Raw genomic sequence first — 22,117 nt, 5'->3', positions numbered from 1 at the left:
GGTTCGACCGTGACCTTGAGCTTGCCTTCCCCCATTAGTCCCCCAAAAACCGAGAATCAAAGCCATTCTACAGGTTCTCAATCGTCAGTTGTGACACCCAAACGGGCAACTGGTGGTTTTGCCTTACTTGACAGCCTCCTACGCCACGGAGTTGAATATATTTTTGGTTATCCTGGCGGCGCAATTCTACCAATTTATGACGACCTCTACAAAGTAGAATCAACTGGTGCGCTAAAGCACATTTTAGTGAGGCATGAACAAGGCGCAGCCCACGCCGCAGACGGTTACGCCCGTGCTACTGGGAAGGTGGGAGTGTGCTTTGGTACTTCTGGCCCTGGGGCGACAAACTTGGTAACAGGTATCGCTACAGCTTACATGGACTCGATCCCGATGGTGGTGGTAACTGGACAAGTACCCCGAAAAATGATCGGTACAGATGCGTTTCAAGAAACCGATATTTACGGGATTACTTTACCCATAGTCAAGCACTCTTATGTAGTGCGCGATCCCAAAGACATGGCCCGAATTGTCGCCGAAGCCTTCCACATTGCCAGCACGGGAAGACCGGGGCCAGTTTTAATTGATGTCCCCAAAGATGTAGCCTTTGAAGAATTTGATTACGTACCTATAGAGCCTGGTGTAGTCAAGTTGCCAGGATATCGCCCGACTGTGAAGGGAAATCCCCGCCAAATTAATGCGGCAATTCAGTTAATTAAAGAAAGTCGCCGCCCATTGTTGTATGTTGGTGGTGGTGCGATCGCCTCTAACGCCCATGAAGAAGTTAAACAGTTAGCTGAGTTATTTCACATTCCTGTCACCACCACATTGATGGGGATTGGGGCATTTGACGAACATCATCCTCTATCATTGGGTATGTTGGGGATGCACGGCACTGCCTACGCTAACTTTGCCGTGAGTGATTGTGACTTGCTGATTTGTGTAGGCGCAAGATTTGACGATCGCGTAACTGGTAAATTAGATGAATTTGCCTCCCGCGCGAAAGTTATCCACATCGACATTGACCCCGCGGAAGTTGGCAAAAACCGGATTCCTGAAGTACCCATTGTTGGCGATGTCCGTAACGTCTTGGTTGACTTATTGCGGCGCTGCAAGCAATCAAGTGTCAAACCCACACCCAACCAAAACCAAGAATGGCTGAATTTAATTAACCGTTGGCGGGAAGAGTATCCTCTAGTAGTGCCACAACACCCCGACAGCATCTCACCCCAAGAAGCAATTGTAGAAGTTGGTCGCCAAGCACCCAACGCTTTCTACACTACAGATGTGGGACAGCATCAAATGTGGTCAGCCCAATTCCTCAAGAATGGGCCACGGCGGTGGATTTCCAGCGCTGGTTTGGGAACGATGGGTTTTGGTTTACCTGCGGCGATTGGCGCAAAGGTTGCCTTCCCAGATGATGAAGTTATCTGTATCAGCGGTGATGCTAGTTTCCAAATGTGTTTACAAGAATTGGGAACAGCAGCACAATATGGCATTAATGTCAAGGTTGTAATTGTGAACAACGGTTGGCAGGGAATGGTACGCCAGTGGCAACAAGCTTTCCACGGCGAACGTTACTCTTGCTCAAATATGGAAGTCGGGATGCCAGATATTGAGTTGTTAGCACAAGCCTATGGCATCAAAGGCATTGTAGTGAAAGAACGTGCTGAATTAAAAGATGCGATCGCCCAAATGTTGGCATATAACAGCCCCGTAATCTTGAATATCAACGTCACCAAAGACGAAAACTGCTATCCAATGGTAGCTCCTGGGAAGAGCAACGGGCAGATGGTTGGCTTACCCAAGCAACCACCAAAAAGTTCCGTAGAACCAGTTTGTTGTAGTCATTGCGGTACTATAAATGCTCCTAACCATAACTTCTGTGCGGAGTGCGGTACTAAATTGTAAATTAGGAAGTTACTTGCGTGTGGAGAGAAGTTTCAATAGAGGCTTCCTCCACTTAAGACTTACCTACACTACGTCCATATGTTTTGTGATTTGTCCAACCACATTGTTTACAGAGAAAATTCTTTTTGTAAAGGTGATGGAATCCAGTATTCTGGACGATTGTTATTGTAAATCACTTCATCAAAGATTTTGATGAGCCAGTCTTCAAAAGAGTTGGCAATAACGTGTTCTGCTTGCCAATCTTTAAACGAGAAATCATGTTGACAATCGAGTACTTTGTACTCTGAATCGACGTTGGTTGTCACATCAAAACTGCAAAAATCGCCTGTAGCTAAATAGCCTAAATAACAGAAAGCAATATACTTTTTCTCACCATTATCCTCGACATAGACTTTATCTTGATTTTGATTGAATGCAACAATAGTACTCGTGCTTTGAATTAGAATTCCGCTATCAGCGAACCAGGGTAAAGTAATTTCAACTCTTGGCTCATCGTTGCAAAAAAGATTTGCTCCATTGCTGAATTTTAAAAATTCTTTATAACTATCAGGCAGAATGAATCCAAGCTCTTCTTCACATCGCTGAATTTCACCCTGATTAGCAGGAGAATTGAATTTGAACCCTAGCTTAACATTTCGAGCTTTTAATACTTGTTGTGCTTGCTCGACCTTTTTTGGAAGCCATGTATACATAAGTCATTTCAATAGCTGGCCTAATTGTAGCTCGTAAAAAATTTAAAGACTTACCAGTTTAAGTTGCTAAAACTAGCCCACCAAGTCGTGAAAAGTTGATGGGTTGCTGGCCCAAGAAATACACCGTTTGTTGATGGATTGTTTCCCCCTCCCCAGGCTAGGGGTTTTATATGATGTGCCTGTGGATCAGGTGGAATAGTCCAGTTTAACTTCTACCAGTTTGGGTTTTTAGCCTTAACTGAACTGTATTATAAGCTTTTTGGCGTTGCTGAATTGGAGTATGACAGGACTTACGCACAGATTACGGAGAATCGAAATACAGAGACACAGAGGTCACAGAGGAATGAGAGTTTGAGAGGCTTTTTGCCTCAGTCCTCGATCAGTAAGGATCTGAATTAAACCGTCCCCGCTTCACACTTCTGAAGTAATAACCTCGATTTGGTGGGTTTTTGAGGTCGAAGGTTTCACCTGTGGGAACTCGCCAAATTTTGTAGTCATGGTAAGTAAGAGGAGTTCGGGGTTTGCAAACCTCTGGCGGATGATCTCCTAGAACAAAATAGGCGGCATTTCTTCCCATCACCTTGACCACACCATACTTATCTACTACAACGGATGTCTCCTCGCTAATTGCTATCCCTAAAACACGGTTAGCTTTACCATCCTGAATTTGCCGCGCAATGAAAGCCATAATTCGACCCATGCGTTTACGACTATCAAAGTGGGTATCAATGATGGTTCCGCGCAAATGACTCCATTGAAAAAAGTCGTATGTAAAGGTGATATTCCGATAAGGGTCTTCGAGGATCTCCTTAGTTTCTATGCTGTCTTCGCAAGCACAAGAATCGTAGATATACTCACTATGAATCATTGCACCCGCACTAGTCCCACCAATTGCACCGCCTCTGGTGTAGACTTCTCGCACCGCATTCTCTAGTCTGGTGTTTTTCCAACTGCGGATGTATTGGCATTGATCCCCACCAGCAAAGAAAACTACCCCAGCTTTTCTGACTTTTTCGACGAGATCATTTCTGTTGGCATCTTGGCGGTTGCTAATGATGAGAGTCTTGACAGAGTTCACACCTCTCATGCGATGGATGAGGTGATTATAATCATCACCACCATAGGTGCGGATAACTACCACATCAACTTTAGTAGCGCTGCTAGTACTTCCCCGCACTTGGTCAATCATCCATTGCATGGCTTTCTCAACATCGGGGCCTCCCCCGCCTAAGTTCAGCACTGGGCCTGCTAATCGGGGAAGGGGCAGAACAACATCAACAGTGTTGTCAATAAAGTGGCGTTTCAGGTATGCTGTAAGACGGGTTATTAAACTGGCACCCATCCTTAACAACACAGTTCCCAAATTGTTCCAGAACTTTGCTATATCTGGGAATGCCTTCGTCATACTAAGTTTTTAGAGCAAACTGCATTTATTGTTTACTCTCGCATCAGAAGGCTTAAAATTCCCAGCGTACAGGGCTTGTAATGTTTTTTAACGCAAAATAGCCCAGGGTGAACATTTATTCTCTGCATCTCTCGGCGGTATCCTCAGTTTTACTCTGTGTTTAATTACCACTCAACTTGCGATCGCTCCTCTACAACTCGCTGATAAACTGATTCTGTTTGCTTGGCTAATTTTGGCCAGCTAAAGCGCCGTCCTAAATCCTCATAAGCGTTATCTATCAACCACTGTTGATATCCGGGGTTTTTCAAAACTTCTAAAATTCCCCACGCTAAAGAATCAGGATTATTCACCCAGGTAACAATACCAGTTTTAGTATGCTGCACAACTTCGGGGAAACCACCTGTATCCGAAACCACTACAGGAACACGAGATGCAAAGCTTTCTAAGGCTACAATACCAAAGGGTTCGTAAAAACTAGGGAATACTGCACAGTCAGCGATGGTTTGGAATTTATCTAAGTATTCATCCGACAGAAAACCAGTGAAATAACATTTGTGCCAAATACCCAAATCTGCCGCTTGCCGTTTAAGATGATCGGTATTACCGCCACCAATAAGCACAAATTTAACGTTACCACCCATTGCCGCAAGTACCTTAGGTGCAGCATTCAATAATACTGATACACCTTTTTCGTAGCTCATTCGTCCGACATAATAAACAATTTTTTCACTATCTTCGGCAAATTGGCGGCGAAAATCTTGGGCATGAAAATATTCTTCGTGATGCTGTTTCTTTTCAGGACGGATACCGTTATGTATCACATCAATTTTGTCCCAAGGACTTTTGAGTGTGCGTTCAACTTCCCCTCGCATGTACTCACTACAAACGATAATCCGCCAAGCATCGTAAGCTAGTAAGTTTTCTTTGCCATGAATATAACTTTGGATATCGCTATGAATACCGTTGTAGCGTCCGTATTCTGTGGCGTGGATTGTTGCTATTAAGGGGATTTTAAAATTATGCTTAAGAGCGATCGCTGCATCTCCAACTAACCAATCATGGGCATGGATTAAATCAAAGGGGCCTTCCTCTAAAATTAACTTACCACCATGATGTCCCATGCTCTGGTTGAGATTCACAACCCAGTGGAAAAAATCACTACTATGTCCCACTGGTACTCGATGCACATTTATACCTTCAACCACTTCATACATCGGCGCTTGACCGAACTCTACTGTCACTAAGTGAACTTCATGTCCCAACTTAGCGAGTTCCGGGTACAACTCTGCCACATGTCTTGCAATCCCGCCTACTATCCTTGGTGGAAACTCCCAACTTAATACTAATATTTTCATTTACTAAACTCTCCAAAGTTTTATAAATTTCTCAAAAACTAGATTTATCTAAAAATACAAGGAGAAGAAATCAATTGAGTAAGTAAGTTTACTAAAGTTTTTTAATAATTTTAAGGATAGATCACAGAGTAACAAGGTTGAGCAAATTCGCAAATACCTCATGAAACTTCTTAGATTAATTGATAAATGTCCCCAGGGGATGAAGTACCTTACCCCTCTTGCGAGTTTGAGCATCTCACCGTACTTTGCTTGTTTTCAGGCTTGAATCAAAATCATCAGGAAATAAATAAAGGAATGTTAAGAGAATTCACACTGAAGAATCTTCCCTTTATACATTCCTTGTTATTTCTTGGTTGTATGTAGTTAATAACCGTGTTTATTAGACATCTCCAGAAATTCATCATGCGTTACCTTAAACCCTTGTAGAGACGTTACATGTATCGTCTCTACACTCATTTTCACTAGATGCCTATTTAATTTTGATCTAAACGCAACACTGCCATAAAAGCTTCCTGTGGTACATCCACCGTACCTACAGATTTCATCCGTTTCTTACCTTTGGCTTGCTTTTGCAAAAGTTTCTTCTTCCGGCTGATGTCACCACCATAACATTTAGCTAATACATCTTTGCGTAAAGCGGGGATATGTTCACTGGCAATAACTTTACTGCCAATTGATGCTTGAATTGGCACTTTAAATTGATGGCGGGGAATCAATTCTTTAAGTTTCTCTGCCATCGATCGCCCGACGTTGTAAGCTTTATCTCGGTGGACAATCATCGCTAAAGAATCAACGGGGTCGCCGTTAATCATGATATCCAGCTTCACCAAGGGATTTTCGCGGTAGCCGATGAGATGATATTCCATACTGGCATAACCACGCGATCGCGATTTCATCTGATCAAAAAAGTCGGTGACAACTTCAGCTAACGGTAACTCATAGGTAAGGGTGGTACGTCCTTGGGCGAGATATTTCATATCTTTGAAAATACCACGCCGATTTTGCGATAACTCCATCAATGTGCCGACATAGGTTTCCGGCGTAATCATCTCTACTTGCACGTAGGGTTCTTCAATTTTTTCGCGATCGTTGGGGGCTGGCAAATGGCTAGGATTATCAATATATAATTCTTCACCTTTAACGGTAGTTACACGGTAAACTACTGATGGAGCGGTAATAATTAAATCCAAGTTGTATTCCCGTTCCAGTCGTTCTTGGACGATTTCCATGTGTAATAAGCCCAAGAAACCACAACGGAAACCAAAACCCATCGCGCTAGAAGTTTCCGGTTCGTAATGCAAGGCAGCATCATTAAGTCTCAGCTTTTCTAAAGCTTCTCGCAAGTCTTCAAATTGGTCAGCATCAATGGGGAACATCCCACAGAAGACCATCGGGTTGGCTTCGGTGTAACCAGGCAAGGGTTCTGGAGCTTTCGCATTAGATAAAGTAATGGTATCGCCTACCCGTGCATCCGCTACGGCTCTAATTGCTGCTGCCAAATAACCCACTTCCCCGGCGTGCAGTTCTTCAACTTGTTTCTGGGTGGGGGAGAGTACACCCAACTCGTCGATTTCGTATTCTGTGCCGGATGCCATCAGATAGACGCGATCGCCTTTTTTCAACCGACCATCCATCACCCGGAAATACACAATTACACCCCGGTAGGGATCGTAATAGCTATCAAAAATTAATGCCCGTAATTTTTCATCTACTGTGTTGGGTGCTGGTGGTACACGTTCAACAATCGCCTCTAAAATCTCATCAATCCCAATTCCTTCTTTCGCCGAAGCCAAAATTGCCCCACTGCAATCTAAACCGATAATTTCTTCGATTTCGCTAATTACTCGGTCTGGTTCTGCCCCTGGGAGGTCAATTTTATTTAAAACTGTAATGATTTCTAAATTATGCTCCAGCGCCAAATAGACATTGGCCAAAGTTTGCGCTTCCACACCTTGAGACGCGTCCACAACCAACAGCGCTCCTTCACAAGCAGCTAAACTGCGAGACACTTCATAGGAAAAATCTACGTGTCCTGGCGTATCAATTAAATTTAATACATACTGCTGACCATCTTTACCTTGATAGTTCATCCGGGCAGCTTGCAGCTTAATTGTAATGCCGCGCTCCCGTTCTAAATCCATATTGTCGAGAAACTGTTCCTTCATCTGCCTTACATCAACAGTGCCAGTAGCTTGCAGTAGGCGATCGGCGAGGGTTGATTTCCCGTGATCAATGTGAGCAATAATACAGAAATTGCGAATGCGAACTGCGGGAACGTCAGTCATATACTATTTTTGCTGAAGTAGCAACCAAGGTTAAACAAGCGATTTACTTCATGTATTTTAATGCTTTCTTCGCCAAGACGCTGCCATGAAGTATGAAGGGTGAAGTATGAAGTATGAAATAAGCTGCGTAGCAGCTTATAAGCCTTATGGTAGGCGAAAAAAGATTTAGTTTCTCCTGATTTATGCTCCAGCCCTCTATTAAGAGATACCCTTTCAGACTTCAGACTTCACACTTCATACTTCAGTTGACTCTTATGTATTTTGCAAATCTATATAAAATCTATATAATTAAGTCCATTTTTCCTTACAAGTATTGATCAAACAGCAGCGTACAATAAATATATATTAAGTACATAGTGTAGATATCGTGGGCAGTTACACCCCGTAAATGCTCAGATATACTGATTTACTGACAAAACTTCCAGAGCATTGTCCTGTTAGTTCTACGAAAATTGCGACTTAAAATTTCATGCTGTTACTTTTGGTAAGATTTCGGGGAACTATGTAACTATACCTTTAAGATTTGTCAGTAAACTAACCCGAAATGTGAGTAGAACTACTTCACAAAGCTTTAGACAAAACAATTTCAGAGTATATAAACCTATGAATATGAAAGAAAAAGCTACCGACGGGGAGCAACAACAAGCCGATAAGGTAGAAATCGCTGTCCGCTTAGATTCTGAATTACTAGAGCAAATTCAGCATCTTACCAATGACCCCAGTAAAGTAATTGAAGTAGCCATCCGCCAATGGTTGCGGGGTGAGGTTCCTAGAGATGACGAACTGACTCGTACTCCCTATCGCACACCTGTTCCGCCTAGAGGTGAATGGAATGATTGACAGCAACAATATATAAGCTGTCAATAGACAAGGAAACAAATGTAAAGTTTGTAAATTATCAATGCCATAACAGTCAAAATACCAATGTAAGTATGCAAAAGCTGTAATATTGTCTGCCAAGTTTGCAGCAGCTTTAGCAAAACTATATTGAGTTGCCACTTGTCTACCCAACTCGATTAATGACTATTACTGCCAACTCCCAATTGCCGAACTTATTTTCTCAAAATCTGGAAGACATAGCTAATCAAACTAATGGCTCGTTACCGGCTCTAGGATCTGAGTTGGTATACACGCAAGATGCTTCAGGACGCTACTTAACATTTTATTGGCAGCAAAGCGAAGTCCTGGGATTAAACCCTGAGCAAATAGTGAATGGCAGCCATGAAGATGAAACTTTTGCGCCAGTGGATAAGGTAGCCTATCTGGAACGGTTGCACCGAATTCTAGAAAGTTTGGTGCCAGAAAAGTTACAGTGTTGGTTTCGCTACTACCAAGAGTTGTGCGAGTTGGAATTAGTAATTTGTCCAATCATGCCAGCCCTGGGAACTGCTGCCACTACAGTTGTAGTCATGGGACGGTTATTACAGGCAACAGTTCATCAAAAAGAACTCAATATTAAGCCAAAAGCTCCTACACCAATCGAGTTGGCTTTACGTTCGCAGCAACATCAAAAACTAGTAAATAAAATTACTAGAAATATTCGGCGAACTTTGGACTTAGACATAATTTGGCAACAAACAGTAGATAGTTTGGGTAAAGCACTGAAGGTAGAACGTTGCATTATCTGTCCTTATCAGCCCTCTAGCTCAAAAGTACGAGTTATAGCAGAGTATCATCAGCCAGAGCGCAGTTCTATGCTTGGCTTAGAAATAGAAGTAGCTTCTGAGCCAGCATTTGTCCAAGCATTAGCAACCCTCGATCCAACTGTAATGGAAGTGACAGGATATACTCTGTCTCCAGAACAAAAAGTTTTAGTGGTAGCAACAAGCTATCAAGACCAAGCAAATGGCTTGATTGCCCTAAGTTTGCGGGATGAGTGTTACCCACTGACGAATGCAGAACTAGAATTAGCAAAAGAAGTAGCAGATCAACTAGGAACTGCGATCGCTCATGCTACTTTATATAAAGAATTAGAAGCAGCCCGTCAAAAAGCTGAAGAAGCCTCTCGCCTCAAGAGTGAATTTTTAGCCAACGTCTCCCATGAAATTCGCACTCCCCTCAATGGGATGATTGGTTTCTTGAAGCTGATACTAGACGGTATGGCAGATGACCCACAAGAACAACATCAGTTTCTTCTAGAAGCGCATCAATCCTCAATTCACCTACTCAGCATCATCAACGACATTTTGGATATCGCCAAAATCGAAGCAGGCAAAATGGAATTAGATTGCGCTGCCGTTAACTTGGATGAGCTATTTTGTGGTGTAGAAAGTTTCATGCGTCCCCAAGCTGAGATGAAAAATCTCAGTTTGAGGATACAAATTCCCACCACCTGCGATGAAATCGTTGTCCAAGGAAATTATCAAGGGTTGCTCCAAGTTATGATTAACTTGGTAAACAATGCCATCAAATTTACCCATGAAGGCGGTATTACCATCACTGCCGACATTGTACAGAAAAAGGTCAAATTCCAAGAACAACAATTCCCTGGCATGGTCAGAGTCAGAGTAGCGGACACCGGAATTGGTGTTTCTTTAGACAAACAAGACAAACTATTTCAATTATTTTCTCAAGTAGATGGTTCTCGGACTCGCCAGTATGGTGGTACAGGATTGGGACTGGTAATATCCCAAAAGTTGATTGAAGCAATGGGTGGTGAAGTGCATTTTTACAGCTTGGGTGAAGGGCTTGGCTCAACTGTTACCTTTACAGTACCTTTGTATCAGCAACCAGTTCTTGTCTCATCAACTGATAACAACTTAGATTGTGCTTGTTAATCAGAACTTAAGCAAGAAGCTTGTCTGTTGAAACTGGATTGAAGAAAGTGAGAAAGTAGGGAGAAATTCCCGAAGCCAAAATTAGCTTTTTCCGAATGTATATGGAAACACTACAGCTATGGGTAGGGAGTAGTGTAAAGTTATGATGTCTTTCACCTGTGTTCACTAGTAAGTTCACGAATCTCCAGAAGACTGCTTTATGCTGTCATTGGTTCTGTCACAAAAGGGAAAGAAAAAAGTACGACAGGCAATCTAGGGGCAATTGGATCTAGCATTGATGTAACAAAGCTAAAAAATAAAGTTATGGGTATTGAGTTGGTAGTAGTGCCAAAAATCTACAACAAACTCATACCTAATGACCATCACTAACTTCACAGGTCTAAAACAATGGAACTGACAATTGACAACGTAGAAACCGTTTTAGATGAAATGCGCCCCTATTTGATTTCTGATGGCGGTAATGTGGAACTCGTGGAACTTGATGGCCCTGTGGTCAGATTGCGGTTACAAGGTGCTTGTGGTTCTTGCCCTAGCTCCACAATGACATTGAGAATGGGTATTGAACGCCGCCTGCGAGAAATGATTCCTGAAATCGCTGAAGTCGAGCAAGTAATTTAGGGACTGGGGAATAGGAAGTCAAAAGTAAAAAGGTAAAAGTAAAAAGCTTTTTACTTTTTACTTTTGGCTTTAATTAAGCCCCAAACCCTAATCCTTAATCCCTAATCACTACTTAAATATTATGCCCCATCCACTTTACGTTGCCTTTATCTGGCATCAACATCAGCCGCTGTACAAATCTCCTGACAGCGGCGTTTCAGTTTCATCTACTCAGCAGTACAAGCTTCCTTGGGTACGCCTGCACGGAACCAAAGATTATTTAGATTTAATATTAATTCTTGAACAGTATCCGAAGTTACACCAAACGGTGAATCTGGTACCATCTCTGATATTGCAACTAGAAGATTACATTGCTGGTACGGCTTTTGACCCTTATTTAACAGCCAGCTTGACCCCGGCTGAAAAACTAACGCAGTACCAGCAAGAATTTATCGTTCAACATTTTTTTGATGCCAATCACCACACGTTGATTGATCCCCATCCCCGCTACGCCGAGTTGTATCAGCAAAGACAAGAGAAAGGGCAAGCTTGGTGTTTGACAAATTGGGGAGTGGAGGATTATGGTGACTTGCTGGCTTGGCACAACCTAGCATGGATAGACCCGCTGTTTTGGGATGATCCAGAAATTGCTGGGTGGTTAAAACAAGGGCGGAATTTTAATTTAAGCGATCGCCAGCAAATTTATGCCAAACAGCGCGAAATCTTAAGCCGCATTATTCCCCAACACCGGAAAATGCAACAGGCGGGGCAGTTAGAAGTCACTACCACGCCTTACACTCACCCAATTATGCCCTTGCTTGCTGATACCAACGCTGGTCGGGTGGCAGTGCCAAACATGACCTTGCCAGAGCATCGCTTCCAGTGGATAGAAGACGTTCCTCGCCACTTACGCAAAGCCTGGGATTTATATACAGACCGTTTTGGACAGGAACCACGAGGTTTATGGCCTTCCGAACAATCAGTTAGCCCGGAAGTATTGCCGTATATTGTTAAACAAGGCTTCCAATGGATTTGCTCAGATGAAGCAGTCCTAGGTTGGACACTGCAACACTTCTTCCATCGGGATGGTGCAGGGAATGTCCAGCAACCAGAACTGCTGTATCAACCCTATCGCCTGACAACACCAGCAGGTGATTTGGCCATTGTCTTCCGCGACCATAGATTGTCAGATTTAATCGGCTTTACCTACGGTTCAATGCCGCCAAAACAAGCTGCTGCCGACTTAGTGGCACACCTGCAAGCGATCGCCAAAAAGCAACGAGAAAATCCCAGCGAACAACCTTGGTTAGTCACCATCGCCTTGGATGGCGAAAATTGTTGGGAATTTTATCCCCAAGACGGCAAATTCTTCCTAGAAGCCTTATATCAAAATCTCAGTAATGACCCCCAACTCCAACTCGTTACTGTCTCCGAATTTGTCCAAAAATTTCCCCCCACAGCCACCATCCCTCAAGAACAATTACATAGCGGTTCCTGGGTAGATGGCAGCTTCACAACCTGGATTGGCGACCCTGCTAAAAATCGGGCTTGGGACTACCTCACCCAAGCCAGAGCAATGCTGGCAAGTCATCCCGAAGCCACAGAAGAAAGCAACCCCGCAGCATGGGAAGCGTTGTATGCTGCTGAGGGTTCAGACTGGTTTTGGTGGTTTGGTGAAGGGCATTCTTCCAATCAAGATGCCATCTTTGATCAATTATTTCGAGAACATTTATGTGGCATTTACAAAGCCTTAAATGAACCCATACCACCCTATCTATCACAATCTTTAGAGGTGCATGAAGCCCGCTCAAACCATACCCCACAAAGCTTTATTCACCCCATTATTGATGGCAGAGGTGATGAACAGGATTGGGACAAGGCCGGACGTATAGAAGTTGGTGGTGCAAGAGGCACAATGCACAACAGCAGTGTCGTCCAACGACTTTGGTATGGGGTAGATCACCGGAATTTCTATTTACGCCTGGACTTCAAAAGTGGAGCCGTACCAGGGCAGGATTTGCCACCAGAGCTAAATTTGCTGTGGTTCTATCCTGAGAAGACAATGCACAACAGCCCGATTCCTCTGGCAGATATGCCAGAGCAAGCGCCACTGAATTATTTGTACCACCATCATTTAGAAATTAATTTACTGACCCAATCTGTACAGTTCCGAGAAGCCGCAGAAGACTCTAAATGGCAGCCCCGCTTTAGTCGCGCTCAAGTAGCTTTAGACACTTGTTTAGAGTTATCTGTGCCTTGGGCAGACCTACAAGTTCCACCTGATTATCCCCTGCGTCTAATTTTAGTGTTGGCTGATCATGGGCATTTCTGTGATTATGTGCCAGAAAATGCTTTGATACCGATTGAAGTACCCTAGGGAAGTATGAAGTATGAAGGCTGAAGTATGAAAAGAATTGTTTCAGCCTTCGTACTTAGCCTAGGAAGCGTTTGAGTTGTTTATACACTTCATCATCGTTACGTTTACCAACTAAAATCACCTCGACTAAATCTGCATCTATGTCCAAGCGGTAAACAATACGATACTCTCCAGAATCTACACGATAGTATCCTGGATAACCAGTTAATTTCTTATAATCTGCTGGTAAGGGGTTAACGTTCAGCGGCATTACATTTTTCGCTATTTGGGCAGCGATTTTAGGCTATAAACCTTTGAGAAAATCGAGAACCGTCTCTAAACCTTCTAACTTCGCCATCGTAAAAATTAACCATCAATCGCTGTCTAATTTGTAACGCGATCGCTGGGGCAAAAAGCTATAGCAGTAGCCAAGACAGTTAGGACATCGGCCAATGATAAAACTCATGCACTAAAAGACTTTTAACCCTGTCACCTGTCACCGTTCGGCTGACGCTCACGGCGGAAGCCTGTTCCCTGTCACCTGCTATACTACATAGTAAAAATTTTGCCCACAGTCTAAGTAGTCCGGATAAATTTGAGTAAAAACTATAAATTCTTGATTTTAATTTCAGGATGAGATTTAGGTATAGACTAGAATTTGACAAAGTAGCAGTAATGCTACTGGCAAAAAAATAATTTTGTAGTTAAATTGAAGACAACACAGAGTAGCTGTCTTTGAGCCATGAATCGCTTTTCTGGAAAGATTACCAATTTTCAAGACGAGTACAGTTTACAACAAAATAAACTGGCTCAATTGTGTGGTTCCAAGCAGCTATTCCGCGATCGCTACGCCATACTGCGAATTTTAGGTAGAGGTGGTTTTGGTATTACGTTTTTAGCCAGAAACGCCCGATTACCAGGCAATCCTCTGTGTGTGATTAAACAGCTTTGTCCAAGAACCACTAGTCGTAAAAGTTGGGAAAAAGCATGTCAGCGGTTTGAAAAAGAAGCAAAAACTTTGGCTCAACTTGGTAGTCATTCGCAAATTCCCATGCTTTTAGACTACTTTGAAGGGAATGGTGAGTTTTATTTAGTCCAGGAATATGTGCGAGGCTGCACTTTAGCGCGAGAAGTGAGGCGAAACGGCACTAAAAATGAAGCAGAAGTCAAACAGTTTTTGCGAGAAATACTGCCAATATTACAATACATCCATCAAAATCGCGTTATTCATCGAGATATTAAACCGCAAAACTTGTTGCGCTGTGAAGATGATCGGCGGTTAGTCATGATAGATTTCGGTGCAGTGAAAGACAAATTAGTTGATACTGCTGAAGACTCTTGTAATAAAACTGCAACGACTAATTTTGTGGGGACGATGGGGTTTGCGCCTCCAGAACAGTTTGCATTGCGGCCAGTTTACGCCAGTGATATCTATGCAGCGGGAGTGACTTGTCTTTATCTTTTAACTGGTAAAGGGCCTTTAGACTTTGAACATGATATCTACACAGGTGAGATATATTGGCAAAAAGAAGTGAAGGTTAGTGATAAATTTGCCAAGATTTTAGAAAAAATGGTGAAATTTTCTCTAGACGATCGCTTCAAGAGCGCTGATGATGTCATCAAAGCTTTAGGTATGGATAGTAATTTACCTAATTTAGCCAACTGTTTAACAACTAAACCGCTAAGGGGCTTCCAGGATCAACCAAAAGCAGAACCTCCACAAACATACACATCACCGACAAATAAAACAGCGATCGCTATTCGAGAATGGAAAGCTAAACTCAACATTCATTTACAAGTTCATAGCAGTCTATCAACCCAAAATTAATGGTTTGTGACTGACAAACAGAGGCAGAGCAAGCAAAATTTTTTTGACAGAGTACAGCACGGCGTAGAAGCAGGAAATCAGAAAAGCCAGCGGAACTCTGTTGTTGTTTATAGTTAATCTGTAGACTCAATTAACTTAAAGCCCCAAGGTTTTAGGGCTGCGATCGCTATTTCTATATCTACACCTTCATAAGCTTCCCATTCCAAGGGGTGATCTTTGGGATGTCCATCACCAACATTACCTGCAACTTTGATCACCGGAAAGTTAGCCACGCGATCGCGTTCTAACCCTTTTGGTATGGCAAGCTGGATTTTATGACCAATAAACTTTGATGCGCCTGAATTCGCTACAGATTCACGGATTAAACAGATATCACCAGCCGTCCCCCAAGTAGTCTGGTAAATGTAGAGGAATGATATGTAACTTGCTGGTTTGATGGATCTCTTGAGAACGTGCATTATTTGTAATCCTTAGACAAGAAGTAAAAAAGTATATAAGTATTTTTTATCACTGGCTATAGCTATTTTAATCTGAATAACTCTAACCAAAATAACGTTTACGGCGTTTTTATCGCAACCGTGGAAAAATTTCTGATAATACAGACTTTGCCGAAATCCAGAACTCAATGAACCATGACGGTAATTCTTGGCTATTTCCTAATTATTGTGAGCGATGGACTACGCCCCGCCGTAGCCCATCGCTCATTTTTTCATACCAGCTTTCATCAAACTCTAAAGCAACTCACACAATTGTGGAAAATAATAGATTAAGTCGAGTATCACAAGACTCAGCTACTTTCCTCATTTCCTCTAGGAAAATATGACTCATCCTTTCCTTGAACGCTTGCGTAGTCCAGATAGCCCGGTGATTGTCTTCGACGGGGCGATGGGAACTAACTTGCAAACCCAAAACCTCACGGCTGAAGATTTCGGCGGCGCACAATATGAAGGTTGTAATGAATATTTAGTCCACACAAAACCCGAAGCTGTCGCCAAGGTTCACCGTGACTTTCTTGCTGCTGGTGCTGATGTCATTGAAACAGATACTTTTGGTAGTACTTCCATTGTGCTGGCAGAATATGATTTAGCAGATCAAGCCTACTACCTCAGCAAAACAGCAGCAGAATTGGCGAAGCGTGTCGCTGCTGAATTTTCCACGCCTGAAAAACCTAGATTTGTCGCTGGTTCCATTGGCCCGACAACCAAACTTCCTACCCTGGGACATATTGACTTTGACACGATGAAAGCGTCTTTTGCTGAACAAGCCGAAGCGCTAATTGATGGTGGTGTTGATTTATTATTGGTTGAGACTTGCCAAGATGTGCTGCAAATTAAAGCCGCGCTGAATGGAATTGAAGAAGTTTTTACCAAGAATGGCGATCGCCTACCGTTGATGGTATCTGTGACAATGGAAAGCATGGGGACAATGTTGGTAGGAACAGAAATCAGTGCTGTTCTGACAATTTTGGAACCTTACTCAATTGACATTCTCGGTCTGAACTGTGCTACAGGCCCAGACTTAATGAAACCACACATCAAATATTTGGCAGAACATTCGCCGTTTGTGGTTTCTTGTATTCCCAACGCGGGTTTACCAGAGAATGTTGGTGGTCAAGCATACTACCGCCTAACACCAATGGAATTACGGATGGCGTTGATGCACTTTGTTGAAGATTTGGGTGTCCAAGTGATTGGGGGTTGCTGTGGGACACGTCCAGAACACATTCAACAAATGGCGGAAATTGCTAAAGACTTGAAGCCAAAAGTTAGACAGCCAAGCCTAGAACCTGCGGCTGCATCGATATATACCACTCAGCCTTACACCCAAGATAATTCTTTTTTGATTGTCGGTGAACGCCTCAACGCCAGTGGTTCTAAAAAATGCCGCGATTTACTCAACGCCGAAGATTGGAACGGATTGGTGTCAATGGCCAGGGCGCAAGTTAAAGAAGGCGCACACATCCTTGATGTTAACGTCGATTATGTGGGACGTGACGGTGTGCGGGATATGCACGAATTAGTTTCGCGCATTGTTAATAATGTCACATTGCCTTTAATGCTCGACTCCACCGAATGGGAAAAAATGGAGGCGGGGTTAAAAGTGGCTGGTGGTAAGTGTTTGCTGAACTCCACCAACTATGAAGATGGCGAACCGCGCTTTTTAAAAGTGCTGGAGTTAGCGAAAAAGTATGGTGCTGGCGTAGTTATTGGTACTATTGATGAAGAAGGCATGGCACGGACAGCCGAGAGAAAATTTGCGATCGCGGGGCGTGCTTACCGTCAAGCTGTAGAATATGGGATTCCTCCCACAGAAATATTTTTTGATACCTTAGCTCTACCAATTTCTACTGGGATTGAAGAAGACAGAGAAAATGGCAAAGCCACCATTGCAGCCATTCGCCGCATTCGCCAAGAATTACCTGGATGTCACGTTATTCTAGGCGTGTCGAATATATCCTTTGGGTTGAGTCCAGCTTCACGAATTGTGCTGAATTCAACATTTTTACATGAGGCAATGGTAGCAGGAATGGATGCGGCGATCGTTAGCGCCAACAAAATTTTACCTCTATCTAAGATAGAACCTCAGCATCAAGAAGTTTGTCGCCAGTTAATTTATGATGAGCGAAAATTTGCAGGCAATGTCTGCGTTTACGATCCTCTAGCAGAGCTTACCACATTATTTGCCGGGGTGAGCGCAAAACGTGACAAAGGCGTTGACGAAAATCTCCCCATTGAGGAAATTCTCAAACGCCATATCATTGACGGTGAACGCATCGGTTTAGAAAAACACCTCACAAAAGCCTTAGAAGCGTACAAACCACTGGAAATTATTAACACTTTCCTGTTGGATGGGATGAAAGTAGTTGGTGAATTGTTTGGTTCAGGACAGATGCAGCTACCCTTTGTATTGCAATCTGCGGAAACCATGAAAGCGGCGGTAGCTTACTTAGAACCCTTCATGGAAAAATCTGAGGCGGGTAATAACGCCAAAGGAACGTTAATTATTGCCACAGTCAAAGGCGATGTCCACGACATTGGTAAAAATTTAGTGGATATCATCTTATCTAACAACGGCTACAAGGTGATTAACCTGGGAATTAAGCAGCCAGTAGAAAACATTATCGAGGCTTACAATCAACACAAAGCTGATTGTATTGCCATGAGTGGTTTGCTGGTAAAATCCACCGCCTTCATGAAGGAAAATTTGGAAATATTCAACGAAAAAGGAATTAACGTCCCGGTAATTTTAGGCGGTGCAGCACTAACTCCCAAGTTTGTCCATGATGATTGCCAAAAAGCCTACAGAGGAAAAGTCATTTATGGCAAAGATGCTTTCTCAGACTTGCATTTCATGGATAAATTAATGCCAGCCAAAGCTGCAAATAATTGGGATGACTTGCAAGGATTTTTAGATGAAGTTGGAACTGAGAAAGCAGATATTATCAGTCAAAAATCACAAGTCATCACTGAAGATTCTTCACTCAGCACTCGCCCCGCTACCGCTAACAGCACTGAGATTGACACACGCCGTTCCGAAGCCGTAGCCATAGATATTGAACGCCCCACACCACCTTTTTGGGGAACGCGGTTATTACAATCTAGTGATATTCCTCTAGAAGAATTGTTCTGGTATTTGGATTTGCAAGCCTTGATTGCAGGACAATGGCAATTCCGTAAACCAAAAGAACAATCTAAGGAAGAATATCAGGATTTTTTGAATGAAAAAGTTTACCCAATTTTAGAAAATTGGAAGCAGCGAATTATTGAGGAGAACTTATTACATCCACAGGTGATTTATGGTTATTTCCCTTGTCAATCTGAGGGGAATACGCTGTATGTTTATGAAACGAACCGCAGAGGCGCAGAGGGCGCGGAGGTAAGTGCAAGTTTTGAGTTTCCTAGACAGAAGTCTTTACGGCGGCTGTGTATTGCAGATTTCTTTGCGCCGAAAGAGTCAGGGGTAATTGATGTCTTCCCGATGCAGGCTGTAACTGTCGGGGAAATTGCAACGGAATTTGCTCAAAAACTTTTTGCAGATAATCAATACACAGATTATTTATACTTCCACGGCTTGGCGGTGCAAATAGCAGAGGCGCTGGCTGAGTGGACACACGCCAGAATTCGTCGGGAGTTAGGTTTTACGAGTGGGGAACCGGATAATCTTCGGGATATTTTGGCACAACGCTATTCTGGCTCACGTTATAGTTTCGGCTATCCAGCTTGTCCAAACATTCAGGATCAATATAAGCAGTTAGGTTTGTTAGAGACTGACAGAATAAACCTGTATATGGATGAAAGTGAACAACTTTATCCAGAACAGTCAACAACGGCGATTATTGCTTACCATCCAGTAGCGAAGTATTTCAGCGCCTAACTTCCTCAGGACGACTATTGGTTTTGGGAGGGTGTAGGGGTATAAGAATTTCTCACACCTACATCCTCAACGGTTTGACTTCCGCGCAGCGGTACTAGAGCTTTTCTAGCTCATCTAGAACTTCTTTAGCCGTTTGATATCTTCTGAGATAATCGTAGGAAGTCATCCGTTCTAATATCGCAGCCAGTGCGTCTGAAGCTTGCGCCTTATTTCGCCAAATTGGCACAGTTGTCTGAGGGTCTCGCTCAATTTCTTTAGCATTTTTTCCAGTTAAAGCTTGAATCCCAATCATCCCTAGGGCATAAATATCACTGTTTAGCCTTGGCTGTCCCATGAGTTGTTCTGGTGAGGCATAACCAAAAGTACCCACCGCTACTGTGAAGTTTTCTGCGTTTTCCTCTTCTGGGAGAGGTTGAATTTGTTTGACTGCGCCAAAGTCAATCAGCACTATCCTAGTGTCTGTTTCCCGCCGCATCAAATTGCTGGGTTTGATATCTCGATGGATGACGTTATGATCGTGGACAAATGCCAGCACTTTCAAAACATCCTTAAGGATTTTGATGACTTCAGCTTCCTCAAGAGGCTTACCAGGAATCAGTTCATCTTGCAAGCAATGCCCTTTAATAAACTCCTGCACCAAATAAAATTGCTGATTCTCTTCAAAATAAGCCAGCAGTTGGGGAATTCGCTTGTGATGACCTAAAATTTCTAAAATTTCTGCTTCCGTATTAAATAAGCGTCTAGCAACTTCCAGAAATCTGGGATCTTTTTGCGCTGGTTGTAAGTGCTTGACAACACATTTCGGGGAACTAGGCCGCTTGGTATCGTCAGCTAAGTAAGTATAACCAAAACCCCCTGAACCTAATACTTGTGTCACTTTGTAGCGGTTGTTTAGCAGTTTTCCGCTTTGGGGCATACTATCAACCGGTGGAGTGGATTCGCTGCCAGCATTTCCACCTTCTCTTAACAGCGATTTCAATAGAGAAATGGTTTTGTCTTGTTCTTGAATCTGATGGGCAATTTTGTCTCGCTGTTGTTTTTCGTGGTATGCAGTGTAGACGACTACGCTACCAGCTGCTGCAACTAATCCCAATAAAGGTGGTGCTAGAGGTATCCACCCAGCCTGGTTAAAAATGACAAAACCACCACCTGCCAAAAGAACTACAGATCCTCCACCTACTAACCCTAGAATCAGTGGATGCTTAATTTTCCATCCTATTAACCCACCGATTAAAGTCCAGCCCCAAAGCCAAACCACTTCACCCCACTCTGGTAAATACCAAAATATTGGTCTTTGGTCAATAACTGCACTTACAATCTCACTCACTATATGAGCATGGATAACTATTCCTGGCATCTTACCAGAGTTATCTTGTTTACCAGTGGTATAAGGAGTATTACGAATATCTTGCTTACTGGGTGCTGTGGCTCCAATTAAAATAATTTTGCCCTTGACCCAATCGGGATTGACTTTATTGTTGAGTACGTCTGTAAAACTGACGATGCGGGCAACGTTGTGGAAAGAACGATAGTTGAGCAATATTTGAAAACCACCATTATCTGCTTGAACATAACCGCCAGCGTCTGGTGGTAGACGTTTTAACACGGTTTTGCCCAGTTGTAATGAGTCGCCTGTTGGGGTAAGTTGCGGTTTAATTTTGGCAGTGTTTGCCAGATATTTTAATGTGGCTAACACTGCCAGAGAGTACTGACTTTGACAGGGCGATTTAGGCTCAGGATTGATAAATAGCAGGGCGCGACGAATGACTGCATCGGGGTCTTCTGGAAGATCGGCAAACCCCACATTATCTTCCTCTAATCCTGGGGGAGGAGGAACTGTGGCACTACAAATCGTAACAATGTTATCGTTTTTTTGCAGCCGGTTCAGCAGCTGGGCATGACCAGGTTCTACAGGTACATCCCGAAAAAAGTCTATGGCAATTACCTAAGGTTGATTGCTTTCTAGTTTGCCTAAGAGTCTGTCTAGTACTTCATCAGTGGGCGTTATTTGTTTGAGTTCTTGGATATCCTGCTCTGTGAATCCCACAATTAAAAGGCGAGGGTCGGGAGGTAGGTCTGCACGCCTTTGCATCATCTGGTCAAAAACCTTAAGTTCAAAGTACTCTAATAGTCTGAGCCTTTGAACACCAACCAAAATTATTGTAACTACCACACTAGTTACAATTGCTGGCTGTATAAATAACTTTTTCACCCCTGCAAGCATAGTCTTAGGAAAGTTGGATCTTTATGGTAGGTCAACTACGTTGAAGTAGAAAACTTTGATGTTAGTTTAACCATACACATTAAAAGTAATTGTAGTTTGATCACTGAAACTTTCGATGATATGTATCGGATCTGGAACAAAAGTAATTAAATCTCTAGAAGTGAGGATACGTTCAAATTGAGGGTTTGGGCAGAGGATGTATGGGTAAGGGGTTTGTGGGGCTTAGGTTTTTAAAACCCTTAGAAGCTTACATCCTCCAAGGATGATTGAGTAGGAAGAATTATTTTTTATTAGAGGCAGGGGGCAGGGGGAACGG

The 22,117-nt window shown here is 42.9% G+C and carries 14 protein-coding genes and 1 pseudogene; 7 read left to right on the top strand and 8 right to left on the bottom strand.

Translation table 11 applies throughout. From position 1 onward, the window contains the following. Positions 1-9: 9 nt before the first annotated feature. Positions 10-1,908 (top strand): biosynthetic-type acetolactate synthase large subunit, encoded by a 1,899-nt coding sequence (ilvB, locus tag IQ259_RS13860; protein ID WP_193885634.1) that lies wholly within the window; start codon positions 10-12, stop codon positions 1,906-1,908. 107 nt (positions 1,909-2,015) lie between these two features. Here the strand turns inward: ilvB and IQ259_RS13855 are convergent, their stop codons facing one another. The 4 genes from IQ259_RS13855 to lepA all read right to left on the bottom strand — a co-directional run bounded on the left by IQ259_RS13855 (position 2,016) and on the right by lepA (position 7,645). Beyond that, complete coding sequence (locus IQ259_RS13855; protein WP_193885632.1) at positions 2,016-2,600, bottom strand: SMI1/KNR4 family protein; 585 nt, start codon at positions 2,598-2,600, stop codon at positions 2,016-2,018. A gap of 379 nt (positions 2,601-2,979) precedes the next feature. After that, positions 2,980-4,005, bottom strand: coding sequence for a cyanophycinase (locus tag IQ259_RS13850; RefSeq protein WP_193885630.1), 1,026 nt, complete (start codon positions 4,003-4,005; stop codon positions 2,980-2,982). Between the two features lie 164 nt (positions 4,006-4,169). Continuing rightward, positions 4,170-5,360 (bottom strand): glycosyltransferase family 4 protein, encoded by a 1,191-nt coding sequence (locus IQ259_RS13845; protein ID WP_193885628.1) that lies wholly within the window; start codon positions 5,358-5,360, stop codon positions 4,170-4,172. 473 nt (positions 5,361-5,833) lie between these two features. Further along, the gene (gene lepA, locus IQ259_RS13840; RefSeq protein WP_193885626.1) at positions 5,834-7,645 is read right to left on the bottom strand and encodes a translation elongation factor 4; all 1,812 of its coding nucleotides are present in this window, start codon (positions 7,643-7,645) and stop codon (positions 5,834-5,836) included. Between the two features lie 603 nt (positions 7,646-8,248). Here lepA and IQ259_RS13835 point away from each other — a divergent pair. The 4 genes from IQ259_RS13835 (at position 8,249) to IQ259_RS13820 (ending at position 13,396) form a co-directional block, all read left to right on the top strand. Then, positions 8,249-8,485: a hypothetical protein gene (locus IQ259_RS13835; protein WP_193885624.1), complete on the top strand. Its 237-nt coding sequence runs from the start codon at positions 8,249-8,251 to the stop codon at positions 8,483-8,485. A gap of 179 nt (positions 8,486-8,664) precedes the next feature. Next, the gene (locus IQ259_RS13830; protein ID WP_193885622.1) at positions 8,665-10,422 is read left to right on the top strand and encodes a cell wall metabolism sensor histidine kinase WalK; all 1,758 of its coding nucleotides are present in this window, start codon (positions 8,665-8,667) and stop codon (positions 10,420-10,422) included. A 387-nt stretch (positions 10,423-10,809) separates the two neighbouring features. Next, entirely contained in the window at positions 10,810-11,040 is a 231-nt protein-coding gene (locus IQ259_RS13825) for a NifU family protein (RefSeq protein ID WP_193885620.1), read from the top strand. Positions 11,041-11,161: 121 nt separating this feature from the next. Continuing rightward, on the top strand, positions 11,162-13,396 hold the full coding sequence (locus tag IQ259_RS13820; RefSeq protein ID WP_193885618.1) for a glycoside hydrolase: 2,235 nt from the start codon (positions 11,162-11,164) through the stop codon (positions 13,394-13,396). Positions 13,397-13,451: 55 nt separating this feature from the next. Here the strand turns inward: IQ259_RS13820 and IQ259_RS13815 are convergent, their stop codons facing one another. Beyond that, entirely contained in the window at positions 13,452-13,673 is a 222-nt protein-coding gene (locus IQ259_RS13815; protein ID WP_339383893.1) for a type II toxin-antitoxin system RelE/ParE family toxin, read from the bottom strand. Between the two features lie 444 nt (positions 13,674-14,117). Between IQ259_RS13815 and IQ259_RS13810 the strand changes: the two genes are divergently transcribed. Beyond that, on the top strand, positions 14,118-15,203 hold the full coding sequence (locus IQ259_RS13810) for a serine/threonine-protein kinase (protein WP_193885616.1): 1,086 nt from the start codon (positions 14,118-14,120) through the stop codon (positions 15,201-15,203). Between the two features lie 113 nt (positions 15,204-15,316). On the opposite strand, the gene IQ259_RS13805 is transcribed toward IQ259_RS13810, so the two are convergent. Further along, positions 15,317-15,661, bottom strand: a complete 345-nt coding sequence (locus IQ259_RS13805; protein ID WP_193885614.1) for a hypothetical protein — start codon at positions 15,659-15,661, stop codon at positions 15,317-15,319. A 361-nt stretch (positions 15,662-16,022) separates the two neighbouring features. On the opposite strand from IQ259_RS13805, the gene metH reads away from it, so the two are divergent. Then, complete coding sequence (gene metH / locus IQ259_RS13800) at positions 16,023-19,577, top strand: methionine synthase (RefSeq protein ID WP_193885612.1); 3,555 nt, start codon at positions 16,023-16,025, stop codon at positions 19,575-19,577. Positions 19,578-19,671: 94 nt separating this feature from the next. Here the strand turns inward: metH and IQ259_RS27170 are convergent, their stop codons facing one another. After that, positions 19,672-20,493 (bottom strand): serine/threonine-protein kinase, encoded by an 822-nt coding sequence (locus IQ259_RS27170; RefSeq protein ID WP_228014531.1) that lies wholly within the window; start codon positions 20,491-20,493, stop codon positions 19,672-19,674. 315 nt (positions 20,494-20,808) lie between these two features. Next, positions 20,809-21,750, bottom strand: a pseudogene (locus IQ259_RS27165) (CHASE2 domain-containing protein); the annotation flags it as partial. Positions 21,751-22,117: the final 367 nt, after the last annotated feature.

It is taken from the genome of Fortiea sp. LEGE XX443, from assembly GCF_015206815.1.
Lineage (GTDB): Bacteria > Cyanobacteriota > Cyanobacteriia > Cyanobacteriales > Nostocaceae > Nostoc_B.
This window is presented reverse-complemented; position numbering and strand designations above follow the sequence as displayed.